This is a genomic window from Rhizobium sp. NFACC06-2 (assembly GCF_900101425.1).
Classification (GTDB): Bacteria; Pseudomonadota; Alphaproteobacteria; order Rhizobiales; family Rhizobiaceae; genus Agrobacterium; species Agrobacterium leguminum.
Genome location: NZ_FMVA01000001.1, coordinates 74,394 through 90,588, shown reverse-complemented (window position 1 = coordinate 90,588; position 16,195 = coordinate 74,394). Strand labels below are relative to the sequence as shown.

The 16,195-nt window shown below is 59.5% G+C and carries 13 protein-coding genes; 3 read left to right on the top strand and 10 right to left on the bottom strand.

What is annotated here, in order from left to right; translation table 11 throughout:
* Positions 1–22 precede the first annotated feature (22 nt).
* The 3 genes from rpe to F3H58_RS00490 all read right to left on the bottom strand — a co-directional run bounded on the left by rpe (position 23) and on the right by F3H58_RS00490 (position 2,580).
* Entirely contained in the window at positions 23–700 is a 678-nt protein-coding gene (gene rpe / locus F3H58_RS00500) for a ribulose-phosphate 3-epimerase (protein ID WP_003520447.1), read from the bottom strand.
* A 132-nt stretch (positions 701–832) separates the two neighbouring features.
* Positions 833–1,960 (bottom strand): branched-chain amino acid ABC transporter substrate-binding protein, encoded by a 1,128-nt coding sequence (locus F3H58_RS00495; RefSeq protein WP_188128724.1) that lies wholly within the window; start codon positions 1,958–1,960, stop codon positions 833–835.
* An 89-nt stretch (positions 1,961–2,049) separates the two neighbouring features.
* Positions 2,050–2,580, bottom strand: coding sequence for a helix-turn-helix domain-containing protein (locus tag F3H58_RS00490; RefSeq protein WP_078052784.1), 531 nt, complete (start codon positions 2,578–2,580; stop codon positions 2,050–2,052).
* Positions 2,581–2,951: 371 nt separating this feature from the next.
* On the opposite strand from F3H58_RS00490, the gene F3H58_RS00485 reads away from it, so the two are divergent.
* Positions 2,952–3,167 carry a hypothetical protein gene (locus tag F3H58_RS00485; protein WP_149740880.1) on the top strand — a complete coding sequence of 72 codons (216 nt, stop codon included), beginning with the start codon at positions 2,952–2,954 and terminating at the stop codon, positions 3,165–3,167.
* 856 nt (positions 3,168–4,023) lie between these two features.
* On the opposite strand, the gene F3H58_RS00480 is transcribed toward F3H58_RS00485, so the two are convergent.
* The 5 genes from F3H58_RS00480 to F3H58_RS00460 form a co-directional block, all read right to left on the bottom strand.
* Positions 4,024–4,440, bottom strand: a complete 417-nt coding sequence (locus tag F3H58_RS00480; RefSeq protein WP_502706407.1) for an NUDIX domain-containing protein — start codon at positions 4,438–4,440, stop codon at positions 4,024–4,026.
* A gap of 17 nt (positions 4,441–4,457) precedes the next feature.
* Complete coding sequence (locus F3H58_RS00475) at positions 4,458–5,954, bottom strand: DEAD/DEAH box helicase (protein ID WP_003520451.1); 1,497 nt, start codon at positions 5,952–5,954, stop codon at positions 4,458–4,460.
* Between the two features lie 219 nt (positions 5,955–6,173).
* The gene (locus F3H58_RS00470; RefSeq protein WP_149740878.1) at positions 6,174–7,472 is read right to left on the bottom strand and encodes a M23 family metallopeptidase; all 1,299 of its coding nucleotides are present in this window, start codon (positions 7,470–7,472) and stop codon (positions 6,174–6,176) included.
* 92 nt (positions 7,473–7,564) lie between these two features.
* Positions 7,565–8,389 carry a ferritin-like domain-containing protein gene (locus F3H58_RS00465; RefSeq protein WP_149740877.1) on the bottom strand — a complete coding sequence of 275 codons (825 nt, stop codon included), beginning with the start codon at positions 8,387–8,389 and terminating at the stop codon, positions 7,565–7,567.
* 14 nt (positions 8,390–8,403) lie between these two features.
* Positions 8,404–8,871: a peroxiredoxin gene (locus tag F3H58_RS00460; RefSeq protein ID WP_020810868.1), complete on the bottom strand. Its 468-nt coding sequence runs from the start codon at positions 8,869–8,871 to the stop codon at positions 8,404–8,406.
* Positions 8,872–9,105: 234 nt separating this feature from the next.
* Between F3H58_RS00460 and F3H58_RS00455 the strand changes: the two genes are divergently transcribed.
* Entirely contained in the window at positions 9,106–12,489 is a 3,384-nt protein-coding gene (locus tag F3H58_RS00455) for a YhdP family protein (RefSeq protein WP_149740876.1), read from the top strand.
* Between the two features lie 240 nt (positions 12,490–12,729).
* Here the strand turns inward: F3H58_RS00455 and tyrS are convergent, their stop codons facing one another.
* Entirely contained in the window at positions 12,730–13,983 is a 1,254-nt protein-coding gene (gene tyrS / locus F3H58_RS00450) for a tyrosine--tRNA ligase (protein WP_149740875.1), read from the bottom strand.
* Positions 13,984–14,131: 148 nt separating this feature from the next.
* Here tyrS and F3H58_RS00445 point away from each other — a divergent pair, with 148 nt between their 5' ends.
* A complete protein-coding gene (locus F3H58_RS00445) occupies positions 14,132–15,253 on the top strand; it encodes an anhydro-N-acetylmuramic acid kinase (protein WP_149740874.1) in 1,122 nt (373 codons plus the stop codon).
* Between the two features lie 239 nt (positions 15,254–15,492).
* Here F3H58_RS00445 and F3H58_RS00435 read toward each other — a convergent pair whose 3' ends face one another.
* Positions 15,493–16,170 (bottom strand): alpha/beta hydrolase, encoded by a 678-nt coding sequence (locus tag F3H58_RS00435; RefSeq protein WP_035263309.1) that lies wholly within the window; start codon positions 16,168–16,170, stop codon positions 15,493–15,495.
* Positions 16,171–16,195: the final 25 nt, after the last annotated feature.

The following is a 16,195-nucleotide window of genomic DNA, read 5'->3' as shown; positions in this document are numbered from 1 at the left end:
GTGCGCCCTTCGGCGGCGGCGGTTATGTCCGCGCGGCTTCCGCTGCGTGGCGCAGTTGCGCGACCGTCTTGCGGTAGTCGGCGACGCCGTCGCCCTTGAAGATGGCCGAGCCGGCCACCAGCGCATTTGCACCGGCGGCAACGATCGCGCCTGCGGTTTCCGCCGTCACGCCGCCATCCACTTCGAGTTCTATCGGCCGGTCGCCGATCATGGCCTTTGCCGCGCGGATCTTGTCCAGCATGGCCGGAATGAACTTCTGCCCGCCAAAACCGGGGTTGACGCTCATGATCAGGACGAGATCGACGTCATCAAGCACGTTTTCGATAACTGAAAGCGGTGTTGCGGGGTTGAGCGTCACGCCGGCCTTTCTGCCGAGCCCGCGGATCGTCTGCAGCGAGCGGTGCAGATGAGGCCCGGCTTCGGCATGCACGGTGATGCTGTCGCAGCCCGCCTTGGCGAAGGCTTCGAGATAGGGATCGACGGGTGCGATCATCAGATGGCAATCGAAGAAGGCCATGCTGTGCGGCCGCAGCGCCTTGATGACATCCGGCCCGAAGGAGATGTTGGGGACGAAATGGCCATCCATCACATCGAGATGAATCCAGTCCGCGCCCGCTTCCGTGACATCGGCGACTTCCTGTCCGAGCTTGGCGAAATCGGCAGCCAGAATGGACGGGGCTATGCGGATGGGCAGGGACATGGGGCAAACTCCTCTCGACGCGTTGCGTAAGCTGCCTTTAACACCAAGTATCGGGGTTTGAAACGGCCGGTCGCGCGGTTGCCGGCGGTTTTCAGCTGCGTTTCCTCGAATTTTCGGCGGCGCGGGTTTCGCCTATTGTCTTTCAGCCTTATCCGCCGGTTCGAAGCGCTGGCCGTTCCATCGCTGCAGGCGATAGGGATTGTCCGAAAGGTCATGCGACGGGTTGAAGCCGAGATCGCCGAGAACGGTTTTGAAAAGGGTGCCGCCCGCCAGTATCTCCGGCGCGGGTTTCGACTGCGCCTGTGTGGCTTCCGCGAGGGCGGCGGTGAGTTCCGTTGCCGCATAGGCCGGCAGGACGTAACCTTCCGGCTCGATGCCGGCGGCGCGCAGTTCGCCGGCAACGGCCTGGGCCGATGGCAGGGTATCATAGGCCGGGCGGGTGACCGCCAGCACATTCGCGGCCAAGGGGACCGGATTGTTGGCCGCATTCATGGCATCGCCGCCCATGACGGTGAGGGGAATGTTCTCCGACCCGGCGTCTCTGGCAATGATGGCGACGTCGTTGCGTTCCGCGCCGACGAAGACATGGGAAATGCCGGTGCGCGCCAGCCGGCGCACCAGCGCCACCTGCTGTTCCTGGTTGGGACGCATCGTATCGGCAAGGGTGGGCTTCAGACCATTTTCCTCGAGCGACGAGCGGATGCGGTCGACCAGCTCGCGGCTGTAGATCGTGCCGTCATCCACAAGTCCGATGGAATGTCCCTTCCAGTCGCGCAGGATGATCTCCGCGATCCTGTCCGATTCGGCCCTGTCTGACGGGGCGAGGCGAAAGAGTGGCCAGCCATATTTCAGGGCGTCTTCCATCAGGATCGGCGCGCGGCTGGAAAGCGTGATGGCGGGAATGGCGGCCGCTTTCAGCGGCGGCAGAACATCCTGAAGCGTTTCGGTGCACAAGAAACCGATTGCGGCGCTGACCTTGGCGGCCACGAGGCCATCGGCAATGGCGCCGCCGCTGCCATCTTCGCAGCTTTCATGGATTTCGACGACATCCAGTCCGAGCTTTGCCGCCGCCGCCTTCGCACCCTGCCGTACCTGCTGCCCCAGGAGTTCGTAAGGACCGCTCTGGGGCGCAACAATGCCAATCGATGCCGCGCTTGCTGAGCCCGCGAGGGCAAAACCGGCGATGATCGTTAGCAGGCGAAGTGAAAGCATGACGTGATAGAAATCCTGTTGTCCCGGCTTGATGTTTATCGGCAACAACCGGTTTTCCAAAGGAAAAATACGCGCGCTTCACGGACATTCCCGCAAAACCATCATATTGCCCCGTGTGTCTGCATTGTTTGTGAGGATCAGCTTGCCGATCTTTTGCTGGTTTCCGGGCTTGTGCGCCTGGAGAGCAACTCCTCTCCAAGGCTTTGCTCCACCCACGGCAACTGGGACATAAGATCGTTCCAATCGAAGGATGAGCCGGCGCGGCGGGTCAAATTATTATGCCATCTGGTCAACTCCGCGAAGCGCTGATCGTCGGTTATCCTCACCTCATGGTCACGGTAAACTTTGTTTATCAATCTTCCGAGCGGATTGATCAGATCCACTAAAAGCTGATGTGAGCTATAGTCTGCGCTGGCCGATTGCCCACCTTCGAACATATCTCCATGTCCCGTCACCAGCCATGATATGTTCACGCCAAATTCCCTGTGGTACGCGGAAAGCAGTTCGGCATCGGGCACGCGTTCGCCCCGCTCATAATGCGCCAGCCCGCTTTTGCTGATTGCCAGTCGGTTGGCGAAGACATCCCGGTCATCGATATCGAACGCCGCCCTCACAGCTCGAAGGCGTTTTCCTAGGGCTGTCTTGGGCTCGACTTCTTTCCTGGCCAAATTCCTTTAAATTAAATCACAAATGGAGTTTACAAAAATCCAAATGTAATTTAATCCTCTCTGTGTTCGCATGTCATTCATTGGGAGCGCGTCTGCCAGGACGCACTTGTTTTAATAGGTTATTTAGCACTGTGTTAAAGGCATCAGCAAGATAGAGAGCACGCTTCGTGCCATTGCATAGAATCAAATATCTCGCCGTTGAATGCTTGATGAGTAGTTCGCGGTCTTCAAGACGATTCGATTGTGAAGCGGTGATGACAATTTCTGGAGACACAGATCTCTAAAAAGGCGGCCACGATGCGCGTTGAAAGGTCAGGGTTGCTACGCAAAGTATTCAGTTCTGCGGCTAAGGGCCTTGCTGTGCTCGTTTTGTGCCCATTTATTTTGTTGTTCGCGATTGTCGTGATGGCGATGGTCGTGATTTCCCCCGCGATAAAGCCAAGGGAAGAAAGACACCACTGATCGGAATTTCTTCCACGCCAAATGTATTTGGCAGCAAATGGCGTACCATCATGGAAAGAAAATGGAGAATATTGCAAAAAAAATCATACTTTATTTTAGGTGCAGGTTTTTATTATTGGTTTTAATCGTCTCCATTTTTATGTGGGGGCTTATCATTCTTGGCATCCGACTGATTATATCGAAGCTGTAAGTGCATGAATTCGTGGATTTAACGTCGCCAGGGAATGTTGCCTCCTTGCGGCCTCGAGTCTGCATCGGAAAAAACGCCAGATGCGTCAATTTTAAGTTGTTTTTACCGTCACAGGCTGAAGATGATCGTTGTCGTTGATTTTCCAAGGAATCTTAGCCATCTACCCTTTTCCAAGGCGGGAAGGCGTCAGCGAGGTTGAACGACTGTATTGCTTTATAAAACTATTATATTTGTGGAGTAGAGATGCAATTTGGGAAACGTGCGCTATTAAGTCTGCCTTCTAGAGTGCAGCCCACAAAAATGCACATTTTATTCCCACTTTCCTAACTTGCTGATATATATTCGAAATATATAAACCTTCATGGCGCACACAAGTTTTTCCTCGCGGTTTTTTCGCATTTGCGAGAAGATTTGCTTGACGGAAAGTAAATGATTAGCTTAGATGTAACTGTTTCAGGGGACGACTGAAATTGGCTGTAACAGGCCTCGGAAAGTGTTCCGATTATAAGCACTGCCAGACTATATTGCGTTTCATATTCTATTTTTTTCATTACGCATAAACCGCTTCGGGAAACTGGGGCGGTTTTTTACGTGGAGCTAATTTAATCAATTTAAAATTGAATTAAAAAACTCCTGCGCAAAGACGTTCTTTCATTTTCGAATTGATGGAAAAGATATCGCGCGGAGAGGGTGAGGCCGGCTCCGACGTACACATCAACATAACTGCTTGAAAATGCCCGTTGACGGCCATTGTTGCCGGCAATCGGGTTCTGTCGGCCGCCGGTGCGGCTTTATTTCAGGGCGGCCAGGGCGTCCCTGGCAAAGGCGGAGATGGGTTCGGGAAGCTTATCCGGATCGAACCAGCCGATGGCGGAAAGCTTGTCGGGTTCGGTCAGTGCCGGCTCACCCTGCGCATCGTGGGTGACGAAGATCAGCGAAACCCAGTGGTGGCGATCGTCCGTATCGATGAATTCGCTATGGCAGAGAAATTCGACGTTGCCGATCTTGAGCCCGGTTTCTTCTTCGGCCTCGCGGCGTGCCGCGGCGAGGGAGGTTTCAAGGTGATCGACCTTGCCGCCCGGAATGCTCCAGTATCCGGCTTCCGGCGCCTTCAGGCGCCGGCATAAAAGCACGCGGCCGTCACGCATGATGGCGAGGCCGACGCCGACACCCGGAAAATCGAGACCTGGCCTCGCGGTCGGCTTCATGCTGTCCATTCCCGCGGTCAGGCCTTGGCGTTGGCCACAATCAGCATGAAAGCGGGGATGTCGTCGCCGAAACCAACCGGTGTCGGGCCATCGTCATGGTCGCGATAATGGCGGCGGCGGTCGCGGTTGTCGTCATTGGCGTGCAACGGATTGCGGCTGTTGCGGTCGGAATTGCGCGGGGTCTTTTCCTGCTTGCGTTCTGCTTTCACCTTGTCGTCTCCATGAGCCGCGATGTCCGTGTCCGCAGCGGATTGTGCACCCTGATTGATGTTTTCGACCGGCGCTGCGTCGCGACGGTTGCGGTCGCGGCCCCTGCCGCCCCGTTCCTTGCCCCGGCGGCCGGAATTGCTTTCAAAGCTTTCCATGGGCGCGGGAAGGGTGGAGAGGTCACCGTTCTGCCACTCGATCTTTTCGCCGATCAGCTTTTCGATCGCGTCGAGATACTTCGTGTCGCTCCTGGTGACGATGGTGAAAGCCTTGCCCGAGCGGCCGGCACGACCGGTACGGCCGATGCGGTGGACATAGTCTTCCGAGTGAATGGGAATATCGAAGTTGAAGACGTGGCTGACATCGGGGATGTCCAGGCCGCGTGCGGCAACGTCGGAGGCGACGAGCAGCTTCAGATTGCCGTCCTTGAAGTTCTGCAGCATCGTGGTGCGCGAACGCTGGTCCATGTCGCCATGCAGCGCGCCGACGGAAAAACCGTGACGGTCGAGCGAGCGGAACAGGTCGGCCACATCTTTCTTGCGGTTGCAGAAGATGATGGCGTTCTTCAGTTCGGCTTCTTCGGCGCGGACGAGATCGCGCAGCACGGCGCGCTTTTCATAGTCCTTGTTATGCGCGGCAACGATGCGCTGGGCAACGGTCTTTGCCGTGGAGGAGGGCTTGGCGACCTCGACACGCACGGGGTTCTGCAGGAAGCGATCAGCAAGCTTCTGGATTTCCGGCGGCATGGTGGCCGAGAAGAACAGCGTCTGCCGGGTGAACGGAATCATCTTGGCGATACGCTCGATATCGGGAATGAAGCCCATATCCAGCATACGGTCGGCTTCGTCGATGACGAGGATTTCCACGCCGGTCATCAAAAGCTTGCCGCGCTCGCAATGGTCGAGAAGGCGGCCGGGGGTGCAGATCAGCACATCGGCGCCGCGCTCAAGCTTGCGGTCCTGGTCTTCGAAGGAAACGCCGCCGATGAGAAGGGCGACGTTCAGCTTGTGATTCTTGCCGTATTTCTCGAAGTTCTCCGCCACCTGCGCTGCCAGCTCACGGGTCGGCTCAAGGATCAGCGTGCGCGGCATTCTGGCGCGAGCGCGGCCCTTCTCAAGCAGGGTGAGCATCGGCAGAACGAAGGACGCGGTTTTGCCCGTGCCGGTCTGTGCGATACCGCAGATATCACGCTTTTCCAGCGCCGGCGGAATGGCGCCAGCCTGAATGGGTGTCGGCGTCGTGTAGCCGGCATCTGCAATAGCGGAAAGAACTTTTTGGCTCAGGCCAAGATCAGAGAATGTTGTCAAAGGAAGAACTTTTTCCGTTCTGGTTCGGTAAGAACACCTGCGTGCCGCGACGGCACTTGCAAAGACTTGGCGCGGGGATATGCCCAAATTGCCGGAAAGTCAAGGAAACAACGGGAAAAGCGCGCGAAACAGCGGGGTTCGGGCGGGGCTTCTGGGCCTTGGGCGCGGATTTCAGCGATTTATCGTAAAAAGCGCAAAAAAAGCATTAAAATCGGGCTGCTATTTTAAGTAGGTTTTGAGTTCCGTTCCGGCGATCAGGAACCGCATCGGATCGACTGGCGTATCGTTGCGGCGCACCTCGTAATGCACATGCGGACCGGTGGAGCGGCCGGTGCTGCCGGCGCGGCCGATGACGTCGCCGGCCTCGACCCTGTCGCCGGCTTTCACCAGAATGGCGGAGAGATGGCCGAATCGCGTCGACACGCCCTGGCCGTGATCGATTTCGACCATATTGCCGTAGCCGCCGGAATTCTCTGCCACCGTCACCTTGCCCGCGCCGGTGGATTTGACGTCGGCACCGGTTTCGGCGCGAAAATCGATACCGGTATGCAGGGCCGGGCGGCCGAGAAACGGATCCATCCGGTTGCCGAATCGGCTGGTGATCGCCCGGCCGGGGGCCGGGTTGCCGAAGGGCAGGGTGGTCGCGGTTTCCTTGACGATGTCGAGCCGGTTCAGCGCATTGTCGAGATTGGTGAGCGACAGGTTGAAAGGATCGGTATCCCCGCGCTCGGGGTCGGCATAGGGGCCGCCTATGTCGTCATTACCGTTCTCTTCGATTTTCAAGCCCGCCTGCCGGATGATGTCCTGCATCGCATTCGCCTTGTCCTCGGCGTCGCTGGTCAGTCTGGCGATGCGCGATATCTGCTGGCGTTCGATGTCCTTCAGCGACAGGGTCACCTTGGAAAACACCCGGTCGGCCCGGTCGGATGGTGTTTCGCCGGCTTCGGGCACATAGGCGGCGCGTCTGTCCGATGTGGCGCGCTTTTCCGCCTGCGGCCTGCGGGGTGTCATCAGCTTTTCAACGGCCGAAAGGCCGCCGGAGAGGTCAGCGCGTTTTTCCGGCGCCAAGGCGTTCGAAAGAGACGAGGGCGCGGCCGGGGAGGCGGCGATGCCGGAGTTCTCGGCGCGCTCAAGCAATTCGCTCATGCGGCCGTGCCGCGAGGTCAGCGCCGCCTGCTGTTCCAGCAGCTTTTCCACTTTCTTTTCAACAACCTGCTGATCGAGCAATTGCCGGGAGGTGACCCGGTCCACCTGGGCTCTCAGCGCTGCGATGCGGTCTTCATAGTCGTTCTGCATGCGGGTCTGGCGGGCCATGGTCGCGCCGATCAGGTCGTCACGCAAAATGAGATAGCCTGTGGCTCCGAGATAACCGAGCGAGAAAAGGCCGATCGTGCAGCCGGCAAGCGCCGCCATCCACGGACGGATGGTCATGTGCCGCACCCTGTCGCCGCGCGCGAGAATGAGCACGTGCGGCTCACGCTTTTTGCCGAATACCCGGTTTTCCGCCGTATCAGTCACAATCTCTCTCCGGACTGGCCGATTTCTTAGGGGAAATCATAATTCGTTAAGGTTAACGAAGTTTTGCCGGAGAGGCCTTTTGGCGGTGTCGGCTATTGGCTGACGGATGTGAGCGAGCGGTAAAAGGAAGGCGTCAGGCCGGCCTCGGCGCGGGCAATATCGTTGAACGGCGGTTTCAAAGGACCGCGGAAATTCGCGCGCACGAGTTGCCTGAAGGTCGCGGCCGGGTCCTTCTTTTCACGCGCGCACAGGAACCGGAACCATTTCGCGCCGATGGCGACATGGCCCTTTTCGTCATTATAGATGACATCGAGAACGGCGGCGCTTTCAAGATCGCCCGTCTCACGCATCTTCGCCTGCAGGGAAGGGGTGACGTCTAGCCCGCGCGCTTCAAGGATGAGCGGCACGACGGCGAGCCGTGCGGTGAGATCGTTGCGGGTGGAATGCGCGGCCTGCCAGAGCCCGTCATGGGCCGGCAGATCGCCATAGTCGGCGCCGAGGCTTCTCAGCCTGTCCCGCACCAGCCGGAAATGTTTCGCCTCCTCGAAGGCGACCTGCATCCAACCGTCGAAAAAGGAATGCGGCACCGGCTCGCTGGCATAACGCGCGACGATATCGAGCGCGAGATCGACGGCATTGAGCTCGATATGGGCGATGGCGTGCAGCAGCGCGATGCGGCCCTTGATGCTGTGAAGGGAGCGGCGTTCCACGGCGGTTGGCGGCACGAGTTCCGGCTTCTGCGGCCTGCCCGGCCGCTCAGGCAGCGGCGGGTCGAGAGGTGAGCGCAGCGACAGGCGGCGCTCGAACCAGCGTGTCGCCGTTTCCTGCGCGAGTGCGGTCTTTCTGTCGAGATCGGCGCTCACGATGGCATCCGTCGCGCCGCCTCGCAGCGAGATGATTTTGAACGGGGGCGTCACGACGGGTTGGTCCCTCAGAGCTTCTTCACAGCCTCGAGAACGGCCTGGGCGTGGCCCGCGACCTTCACCTTGTTCCAGATTTCCGCGATTTTTCCATCCGGGGCAACGAGGACGGTCGTGCGTTCGACGCCCATGTATTTTTTGCCATACATGCTTTTTTCCTTCCAGACGCCATAGGCTTCCAGAACCTTCCTCTCCTCGTCGGAAGCGAGCATGACGGAAAGGGAATGTTTTGCTGCAAACTTGTCGTGGCTTTTGACGCTGTCGGGCGAAATGCCGATGACGACGGCGTTGGCTGCCTCGAATTCGCCGCCCAGCGCGCTGAAGTCGATGGCTTCTGCGGTGCAGCCGGAAGTATCGTCCTTCGGATAGAAATAGAGGATGACGGCCTTGCCTTGCAGTTTGGACAATGTCACCGTCCCTTCACCGTTGCGGGGCAAAGTAAAATCGGGAGCCGGGCCGCCAATCGTCAAGTCTGTCATAATCTACCTTTCTTTCGCCGGGATGTTGAGGAAAAGTCGCCACATTCGATATATAGCGAAACCGCGCGTCGTCCAGATCACTATTTAGATTTCAGGTCGAAACGATCTTAAATCTCAATCGTTATCCGGGCTAAAGAATTAGAGCGGGATTCCGGACGAAAACCGCTTACACTTTTCGCCATCCCGCTTCGGTGTTGCGGCGAAACAAAGCTATTCAAGGGCAAACACGGGCGTATGGCTGAAGTCAGGGGTGAAAAGGTCAAGTTCGGCAGACGCGATATCATTGCGCTGCACGATCTTCCTTCGGCGCAGGCCGAAGATCCCATCATCGTGCATTGCCCGGCGCCGCGCTCCATGGTGCGTGCCTTCATCAAGATTTTCGCAGCCCTTTTCGTGCTGGCCTTCCTGTCCATCGGCGGCATCATTCTTTCCGTCGAGACGGGATCGATCGACGCGACGCTTTCCAGCCAGGCGCAGCAGGCGCTGGAAAGGGCGCTCGGCCCCCATTACAGCGCGCGGATCGGTTCTTCGGCGATCAGGTTTTCCACCGGGCTGCGCCTTGCGCTGGTGGCGGAGGACGTGGATATCATCGAGAAGGAATCCGGCCAGCACATGAGCCGGGCGCGGGCAATCGGCATGGCGCTCGATCCGCTTGCGCTTCTGACCGGCCGTGTCTCGGTGGAGAGCCTCGAGGCGGACGGGATGGAGCTCGATACGGCGCTTTTGCCCAAGGGTAACGGGTTCGATCCCGCCAGTGTCAAGCTCGACGCCGTGCCGCAGCAATTGCAGGAAGCCTTCGGGCAGCTCGACAAGCTCGCTCAGGCTTTTCTGAGCAGCGGAACCGAGGAAATCGATATTTCCAGCGTTTCGGTTCACCTGCCGCCCGGAGAGTTGGGCAAGCCGCGCACCGTCGAAGTGCGTGAACTGTCGCTGACGCCCGATCAGCAGGGCGGATATTCGCTCGATGGAGAAACGCTGTTTAACGGTGAAATTGCCAGCGTGTCGCTGCAGACTTCGGGATCTGGTGGCCGGATAGACGGTTTTGAAGCCCGCATCGACGGTTTCGATATCGGCCCGTTTCTTGAGAAATACGATCCCGACGGAAATCTCCATGAAGGCCTGAACGTCAAGACGGGTATCAATATTGTCGCTCGGCGCGCCATGGAAGGGCAGGAGCCGCAGCTGGAGATTGCGCTCGGCCTCGGCAATGGAACGCTGATGATCGGCGGTGAGTCCCAGACCTTTACGGCTGGCAACGTCCACGCGCGTTATGACTTTGCCAAAAGCACCCTTGTCATCGACAATTCGCGGCTGGAGCTCGGGCGGACAATTCTTCCGGTCGCCGGTGAAATCAGCGATACGGAAGACGGTTTCGGCCTTTCGCTGCGGATCGACAACGCCGTTGCTTCGTCCGAAGCTTCGGGCGAGGCCCCGGTTCCTTTCAGCCTGAAGGCGGACGGGCATTTTACGGCGGCGACGAAGCAGCTCGACGTTCCCTCGCTTTATGTGACAGGCCCGCTCGGAGACATGGCGGGATCGCTGAAAATCCGGTTCGGCCAGGGGTCGCCGGAAATCAGCTTCGGCGGGCAGATTCCGAAGATGGAGGCCACGGCGGTCAAGCAGCTCTGGCCGTTCTGGATGGCGCACAAGCCGCGCGACTGGGTGGTCTCCAATCTCTACGGCGGCACCGTGACCAATGGTTCAATCGCGATCTTCATCCCGCAGGGGCGGATGTGCGGCCCCGGCTGCCCGCTGGTGCTCGGCGAAAGCGAAATGCAGATCCGTTTCGATATAGACGATACGCGTCTCAATACCACCGGCGACATTCCGCCGCTGCGCGATGTCGACGCCCATTTCGATCTCGTCGGCGGCAAGATGGCCGTCGATATCAAACGGGGGACATCCTATTTCCCGTCGAACCGGTCGCTTGCGCTGGAGAACAGCCGTTTCCTCATTTCCGCTGTTTACGACAAGCCGCTGCTCGGAAATCTCGAACTGAACGTTTCGGGCTCGGCCGATGCCGTGGCCGAGCTTGCGGCGCTCAAACCCATCAATGCGCTCAAGAATACGCAGTTCAAGCCGGAGGATTTCACCGGCGATGTCAAAGCCCATGCTAACCTGACCGTTGGCCTGCTTTCCAGCCACAACCCGCCTCCGCCAGTGTGGACGGCCGATCTCGATCTGAAGAACCTGTCGCTGACCAAGCCATTTGCGGGCCACAAGGTGACTGCGCTCGACGGTTTCATGACGCTGGACGACCGCCAGCTCAAACTGGAGGGCAGGGGCCGCGTGGACGACGTGCCGATGGACATCGTGATGACGGAGCCGGTGAGCAAGAACAGCGATATCGCGCCGACGCTGTCGCTGAAGGCAAGCCTGAACGAAACGCAGGTTGCCAAGCTCGCTCCGGAACTTTCCACGGTCCTCGGCGGCACGACGGCGATTGAAATCGACGGCGCCGACCCGAAACGCCAGGATATCCGGCTCGATCTGACCAAGGCGTCGATCATTCTGCCGGGGCTCGGCTGGAGCAAGGGCATCGGCATTCCCGCCAGCGCCGCCTTCACCATGGAAATGGGAGACGGGCGCACGACGATCAGCGACTTTTCGCTCGACGGTGACGGCTTCGGCGCTGCCGGCGATATCGCCTTCAGCAAGAACGGGCTGATTTCAGCCGATCTCAGCCGCGTGCAGCTTTCGCCCTCCGATAATTACGCCGTTTCGGTCGCCGCTTCGAAGAACGGCTATATCATCAATGCATCGGGGAAATCCGCCGATGTCAGGCCTTTCCTCTCGAAGCTTCGCAGCTCTTCCGGCAGCGGCGACGGGACGTCGCGTTCGCAGCCATCCCTTGCCATCAAGACGCAATTCGACAAGGTCTACGGGTTCAACGATGAAATCCTTGCCAATGTCAGTTCCGATGTCAGCGTGCGGGATGGCAAGGTTCGCTCCATCGATTTCCGTGGCGTCACCGGCAACGGCCAGGCGGTGGTGGCGCAGACCGTCAATCGCGGGGCGACGGGAACCGTGACGCTGACCAGCAGTGATGCGGGTTCGCTCGCCCGTTTCGCCAATATCTACAGCCGCATTCGTGGCGGCCTTCTCAATCTTGCGCTGACGACCTCCAATGGCAGCGACTGGAGCGGATCGCTCGACCTGCGCAATTTTGCCGTCGTCAACGAAGCCAAGCTGCAGGACATCGTCGCCACGCCGACGGGCGAGGACGGCAGGAGCCTCAACAATGCGGTGCGCCGCAATATCGATGTCAGCTCGGAAAAATTCCAGCGCGGTTTTGCCCGGGTCGTTTACGTCAACGGTTCGGTGGCGGTGGAAAACGGCGTCGTGCGCGGCGAGCAGATCGGCGCGACCTTCCAGGGGCTTTTGAAGGACCAGAGCGGCCGCATGGACATGACCGGCACCTTCATGCCCGCCTATGGCCTGAACCGGCTGTTCGGCGAATTGCCCTTCATCGGCATCTTCCTCGGCAATGGCCGCGACCGCGGCTTGCTCGGCATCACCTTCAAGCTCTCCGGCCAGACGGACCAGCCGAAGCTGACGATCAATCCGCTGTCGCTGATCGCGCCGGGCGTCTTCCGGCAGATTTTCGAATTTCAGTGAATGGAGCGTCGCAAAGCTTGACGCAAGCGGCTGTTTGGCGGGAATGGGTGCACCCCGCACTCCGTCACCCCGGACCTGATCCGGGGTCCAGTGCGATCAAGTCCTTGATCGCGCGAGAGCCCTTTCACGGCGCAGACGCGCCGTGGCTGGATGCCGGATCTAGTCCGGCATGACGGAAGTGGGGGTATCGGCGCATCGAGGACCGCGTTCGCAGTCCTCGACACGATGTTTTTGTAAGTCTTACGCCGGGCGAACCAGAACGTGCTTCTTCTTGCCGACCGACAGCTTGATGACGCCATCGCGGGTGATTTCGCTGGAACCGACCGTCTGGCGCTCATCCGAAACGCCAATGTCGTTGATCTTTACCGCACCGCCCTGAACGTGGCGGCGGGCCTCGCCGTTCGAGCCGGCGAGACCGGCGCGGACGATGAGCGAGAGAACGCCGAGGCCGGCTTCGAGTTCGGATGCCGGAACCTCGATGGAGGGCAGGTTTTCGGCGAGCGCACCTTCTTCGAAGGTCTTGCGCGCCGTCTCCGCTGCTTCTTCCGCCGCTGCGCGGCCGTGCAGGATGGCCGTCACTTCGGTCGCGAGGATCTTCTTCGCCTCGTTGATTTCCGATCCGCCAAGGGCGGAGAGACGGGCGATCTCATCCATCGGCAGCGTGGTGAAGAGTTTCGCAAAGCGAACCACGTCCGCATCTTCCGTGTTGCGCCAGTATTGCCAGAAATCATAGACCGGCAGCAGGTCCTTGTTCAGCCACACGGCGCCGGAAGCCGACTTGCCCATTTTCGCACCGGAGGAGGTGGTGAGCAGCGGCGAGGTCAGCGCGTAAAGTTGCGGTGTCCCCATGCGGTGACCGAGATCGATACCGTTGATGATGTTGCCCCACTGGTCGGAACCGCCCATCTGCAGGCGGCAGCCGGTGCGCTGGTTCAGCTCCACGAAATCGTAGGCCTGCAGGATCATGTAGTTGAATTCGAGGAAGGACAGTGACTGTTCGCGGTCGAGGCGCGTTTTGACGCTGTCGAAGGACAGCATGCGGTTGACCGAGAAATGGCGGCCGACATCGCGCAGGAATTCGAGGTAGTTCAGACCACGCAGCCAGTCGGCATTGTTGATCATCAGCGCCGGGTTATTGGCGCGGTCGTAATCGAGGTAGTTGGCGAAGACATGCTTGAGCGAGGTGATGTTGTCCTCGATCATGTCGATCGTCATGAGCTTGCGGGCTTCTTCCTTGAAGGAGGGATCGCCGACCATGCCGGTGCCGCCGCCCATCAGCGAGATTGGCTGGTGGCCGGTCTTCTGCATCCAGTGCAGCATCATGATCTGGGTGAGGTGGCCGACATGCAAACTCGAAGCCGTCGGGTCATAGCCGATATAGGCGGTCACGGTTTCCTTGGCGAACAGTTCGTCGAGACCTGCCTCATCGGAGATCTGGTGAATGAAGCCGCGCTCATCGAGCGTGCGGAGGAAATCGGACTTGAACCTGGACATAACCTTTTACTTTCTGGTTTGATCTTTGCGGCCATCGAAAACCAATGACCGTCGCGGCTTTATCATTGTTTTTTGAAATGTGCACCCGTTTCGGCCATGAATGTCAGGATTCACTCCATGATGATTCGTGATTGCAGGGGAGCGGCAGGTGGGCGAGGTCAAAACGGCAATCGGGCTGATGAGCGGCACATCGATGGACGGCATCGATATCGCCCTGTTGCGCACGGATGGCGAAAGCGTGGTGCGGCATGGGCCGAGCGGGTATTTCCCCTATGATCCGGGCCTGCGCGCCATCTGGCAAAACGCATTGGTCACAGCCAAAGCCATTCGTGAACGACGCGAACGTCCCGGCGATCTGGGTGAGGCCGAGCGCAAGCTGACGCTTGCCCATGCGGCGGCGGTCAAATCCTTCCTCCATCGTCACCGGCTCCAGCCCGGCGATATCGATGTGATCGGCTTTCACGGTCAGACGGTGCTGCACCGGCCGGACGAGGCGCTGACCGTGCAGATCGGCGACGGCGCGCTTCTGGCATCCGAAACCGGCATCGATGTGGTTTACGACATGCGGGCAAACGACATGGTGCATGGCGGGCAGGGCGCGCCGCTGATCCCGGCCTATCACATGGCGCTTTCCGCCAATCTGCCCGATGGGTTCGAAACGCCGGCCGTCTTCGTCAATATCGGCGGCATCTCCAATCTCACCTATATCGGTGAGGCGGGGCGGCTTGCCGCTTTCGACAGCGGCCCCGGCAATATGCTGATCGACCAGTGGATCGAGGCGCATACGGGCAAGGCTTTCGACAAGGGCGGCAAGATGGCGGCGGGCGGCAGCGTCGTCGCGTCGCTGGTGGCGCGTTATATGGAAAGCCCGTTTTTTTCAGCCAATATCCGTCGGTCGCTGGACCGCAGCGATTTCGTGCCGCCGAAAAAGGGGGAGGTCTCGCTGGCGGATGGGGCGCGGACGCTGGCGCATCTGACGGGGGCGGCGATTCTGAAGTCGGCAAGTTATCTGCCCGAAGCGGCGAAGACCTACGTGGTCTGTGGTGGCGGGCGGCTCAATCCGGTGATCATGGCGGAGTTTGCAGACCTTGCCGCACGGTCCGGAGCGCAGGTGATCGCGGCGGAAGAGGCGGGTTTCGATGGCGGGGCGATGGAGGCGGAGGCCTGGGCCTATCTGGCCGTGCGCTCGCTGAATGGGCTGCCGCTAACCTATCCCGGTACGACGGGGGTGAAGGAGCCGGTGACGGGTGGGGTTTTGGTGCGATGCTGATGACGAAGGAGGGTGTGGCTTACCCCCCTCTGCCCTGCCGGGCATCTCCCCCACAAGGAGGGAGATCGAATCGCGGCGACCGTCCGGTTATCTTTAACGCAGAGGCTCAGGCGAGGAGCAGTCGTCTAGCTGATCTCCCCCCTTGAGGGGGAGATGCCCGGCAGGGCAGAGGGGGGTAAGCCGCACCCTCTGGCGATAATTGTAGAAAAATCGAGCCGCCCGCCAGGAGGTGCAGCCAATCACCGAATGCGCTTGGCCGCCGGTTCCGGCACGAGTTCGCCATTGAGGCGGCGGTCGAGATAGTCCTCGCATTCGCCCATCAGGTCGTCCACCTTGCCGTTGAAGAAGTGGTTGGCGCCGGGAACGGTGCGGTGGGTGATGAGGATGCCCTTCTGGGTCTTCAGCTTCTCCACCAGGCCGTTCACATCCTTTTCAGGCGCGACCTTGTCGGAATCGCCGTTGATGATGAGGCCCGACGACGGGCAGGGGGCGAGGAAGGAGAAGTCGTAGGTGTTGGGCTGCGGCGCAATCGACATGAAACCTTCGATTTCCGGGCGGCGCATCAGGAGCTGCATGCCGATCCAGGCGCCAAAGGAATAACCGGCGACCCAGCAGCTCTTCGAATCGGGATGCAGGCTCTGCACCCAGTCGAGTGCGGAAGCGGCATCGGAAAGCTCGCCCGCGCCGTGGTCGAATTCGCCCTGGCTGCGGCCGATGGAGCGGAAATTGAACCGGAGCGTCGTGAAACCGCGCTTCTGGAAAAGATAGAAGAGCTGATAGACGATCTGGTTGTTCATCGTGCCGCCAAACTGCGGGTGCGGATGAAGGATGATCGCGATCGGCGCGCTCTTTTCCTTGGAGGGTTGATAACGGCCTTCGAGGCGACCCGCAGGGCCGTTAAAGATGACTTCGGGCATTGGTACTCCGGTCGTGTTTTTTCAT

What these genes read in the sequence shown, in the direction of transcription:
- F3H58_RS00460 (WP_020810868.1), bottom strand. Translation starts at nt 8,871, where the DNA reads ATGACAGACTTGACGATTGGCGGCCCGGCTCCCGATTTTACTTTGCCC.
- F3H58_RS00435 (WP_035263309.1), bottom strand. Translation starts at nt 16,170, where the DNA reads ATGCCCGAAGTCATCTTTAACGGCCCTGCGGGTCGCCTCGAAGGCCGT.
- F3H58_RS00480 (WP_502706407.1), bottom strand. Translation starts at nt 4,440, where the DNA reads ATGAAGCCGACCGCGAGGCCAGGTCTCGATTTTCCGGGTGTCGGCGTC.
- tyrS (WP_149740875.1), bottom strand. Translation starts at nt 13,983, where the DNA reads ATGTCCAGGTTCAAGTCCGATTTCCTCCGCACGCTCGATGAGCGCGGC.
- rpe (WP_003520447.1), bottom strand. Translation starts at nt 700, where the DNA reads ATGTCCCTGCCCATCCGCATAGCCCCGTCCATTCTGGCTGCCGATTTC.
- F3H58_RS00455 (WP_149740876.1), top strand. Translation starts at nt 9,106, where the DNA reads ATGGCTGAAGTCAGGGGTGAAAAGGTCAAGTTCGGCAGACGCGATATC.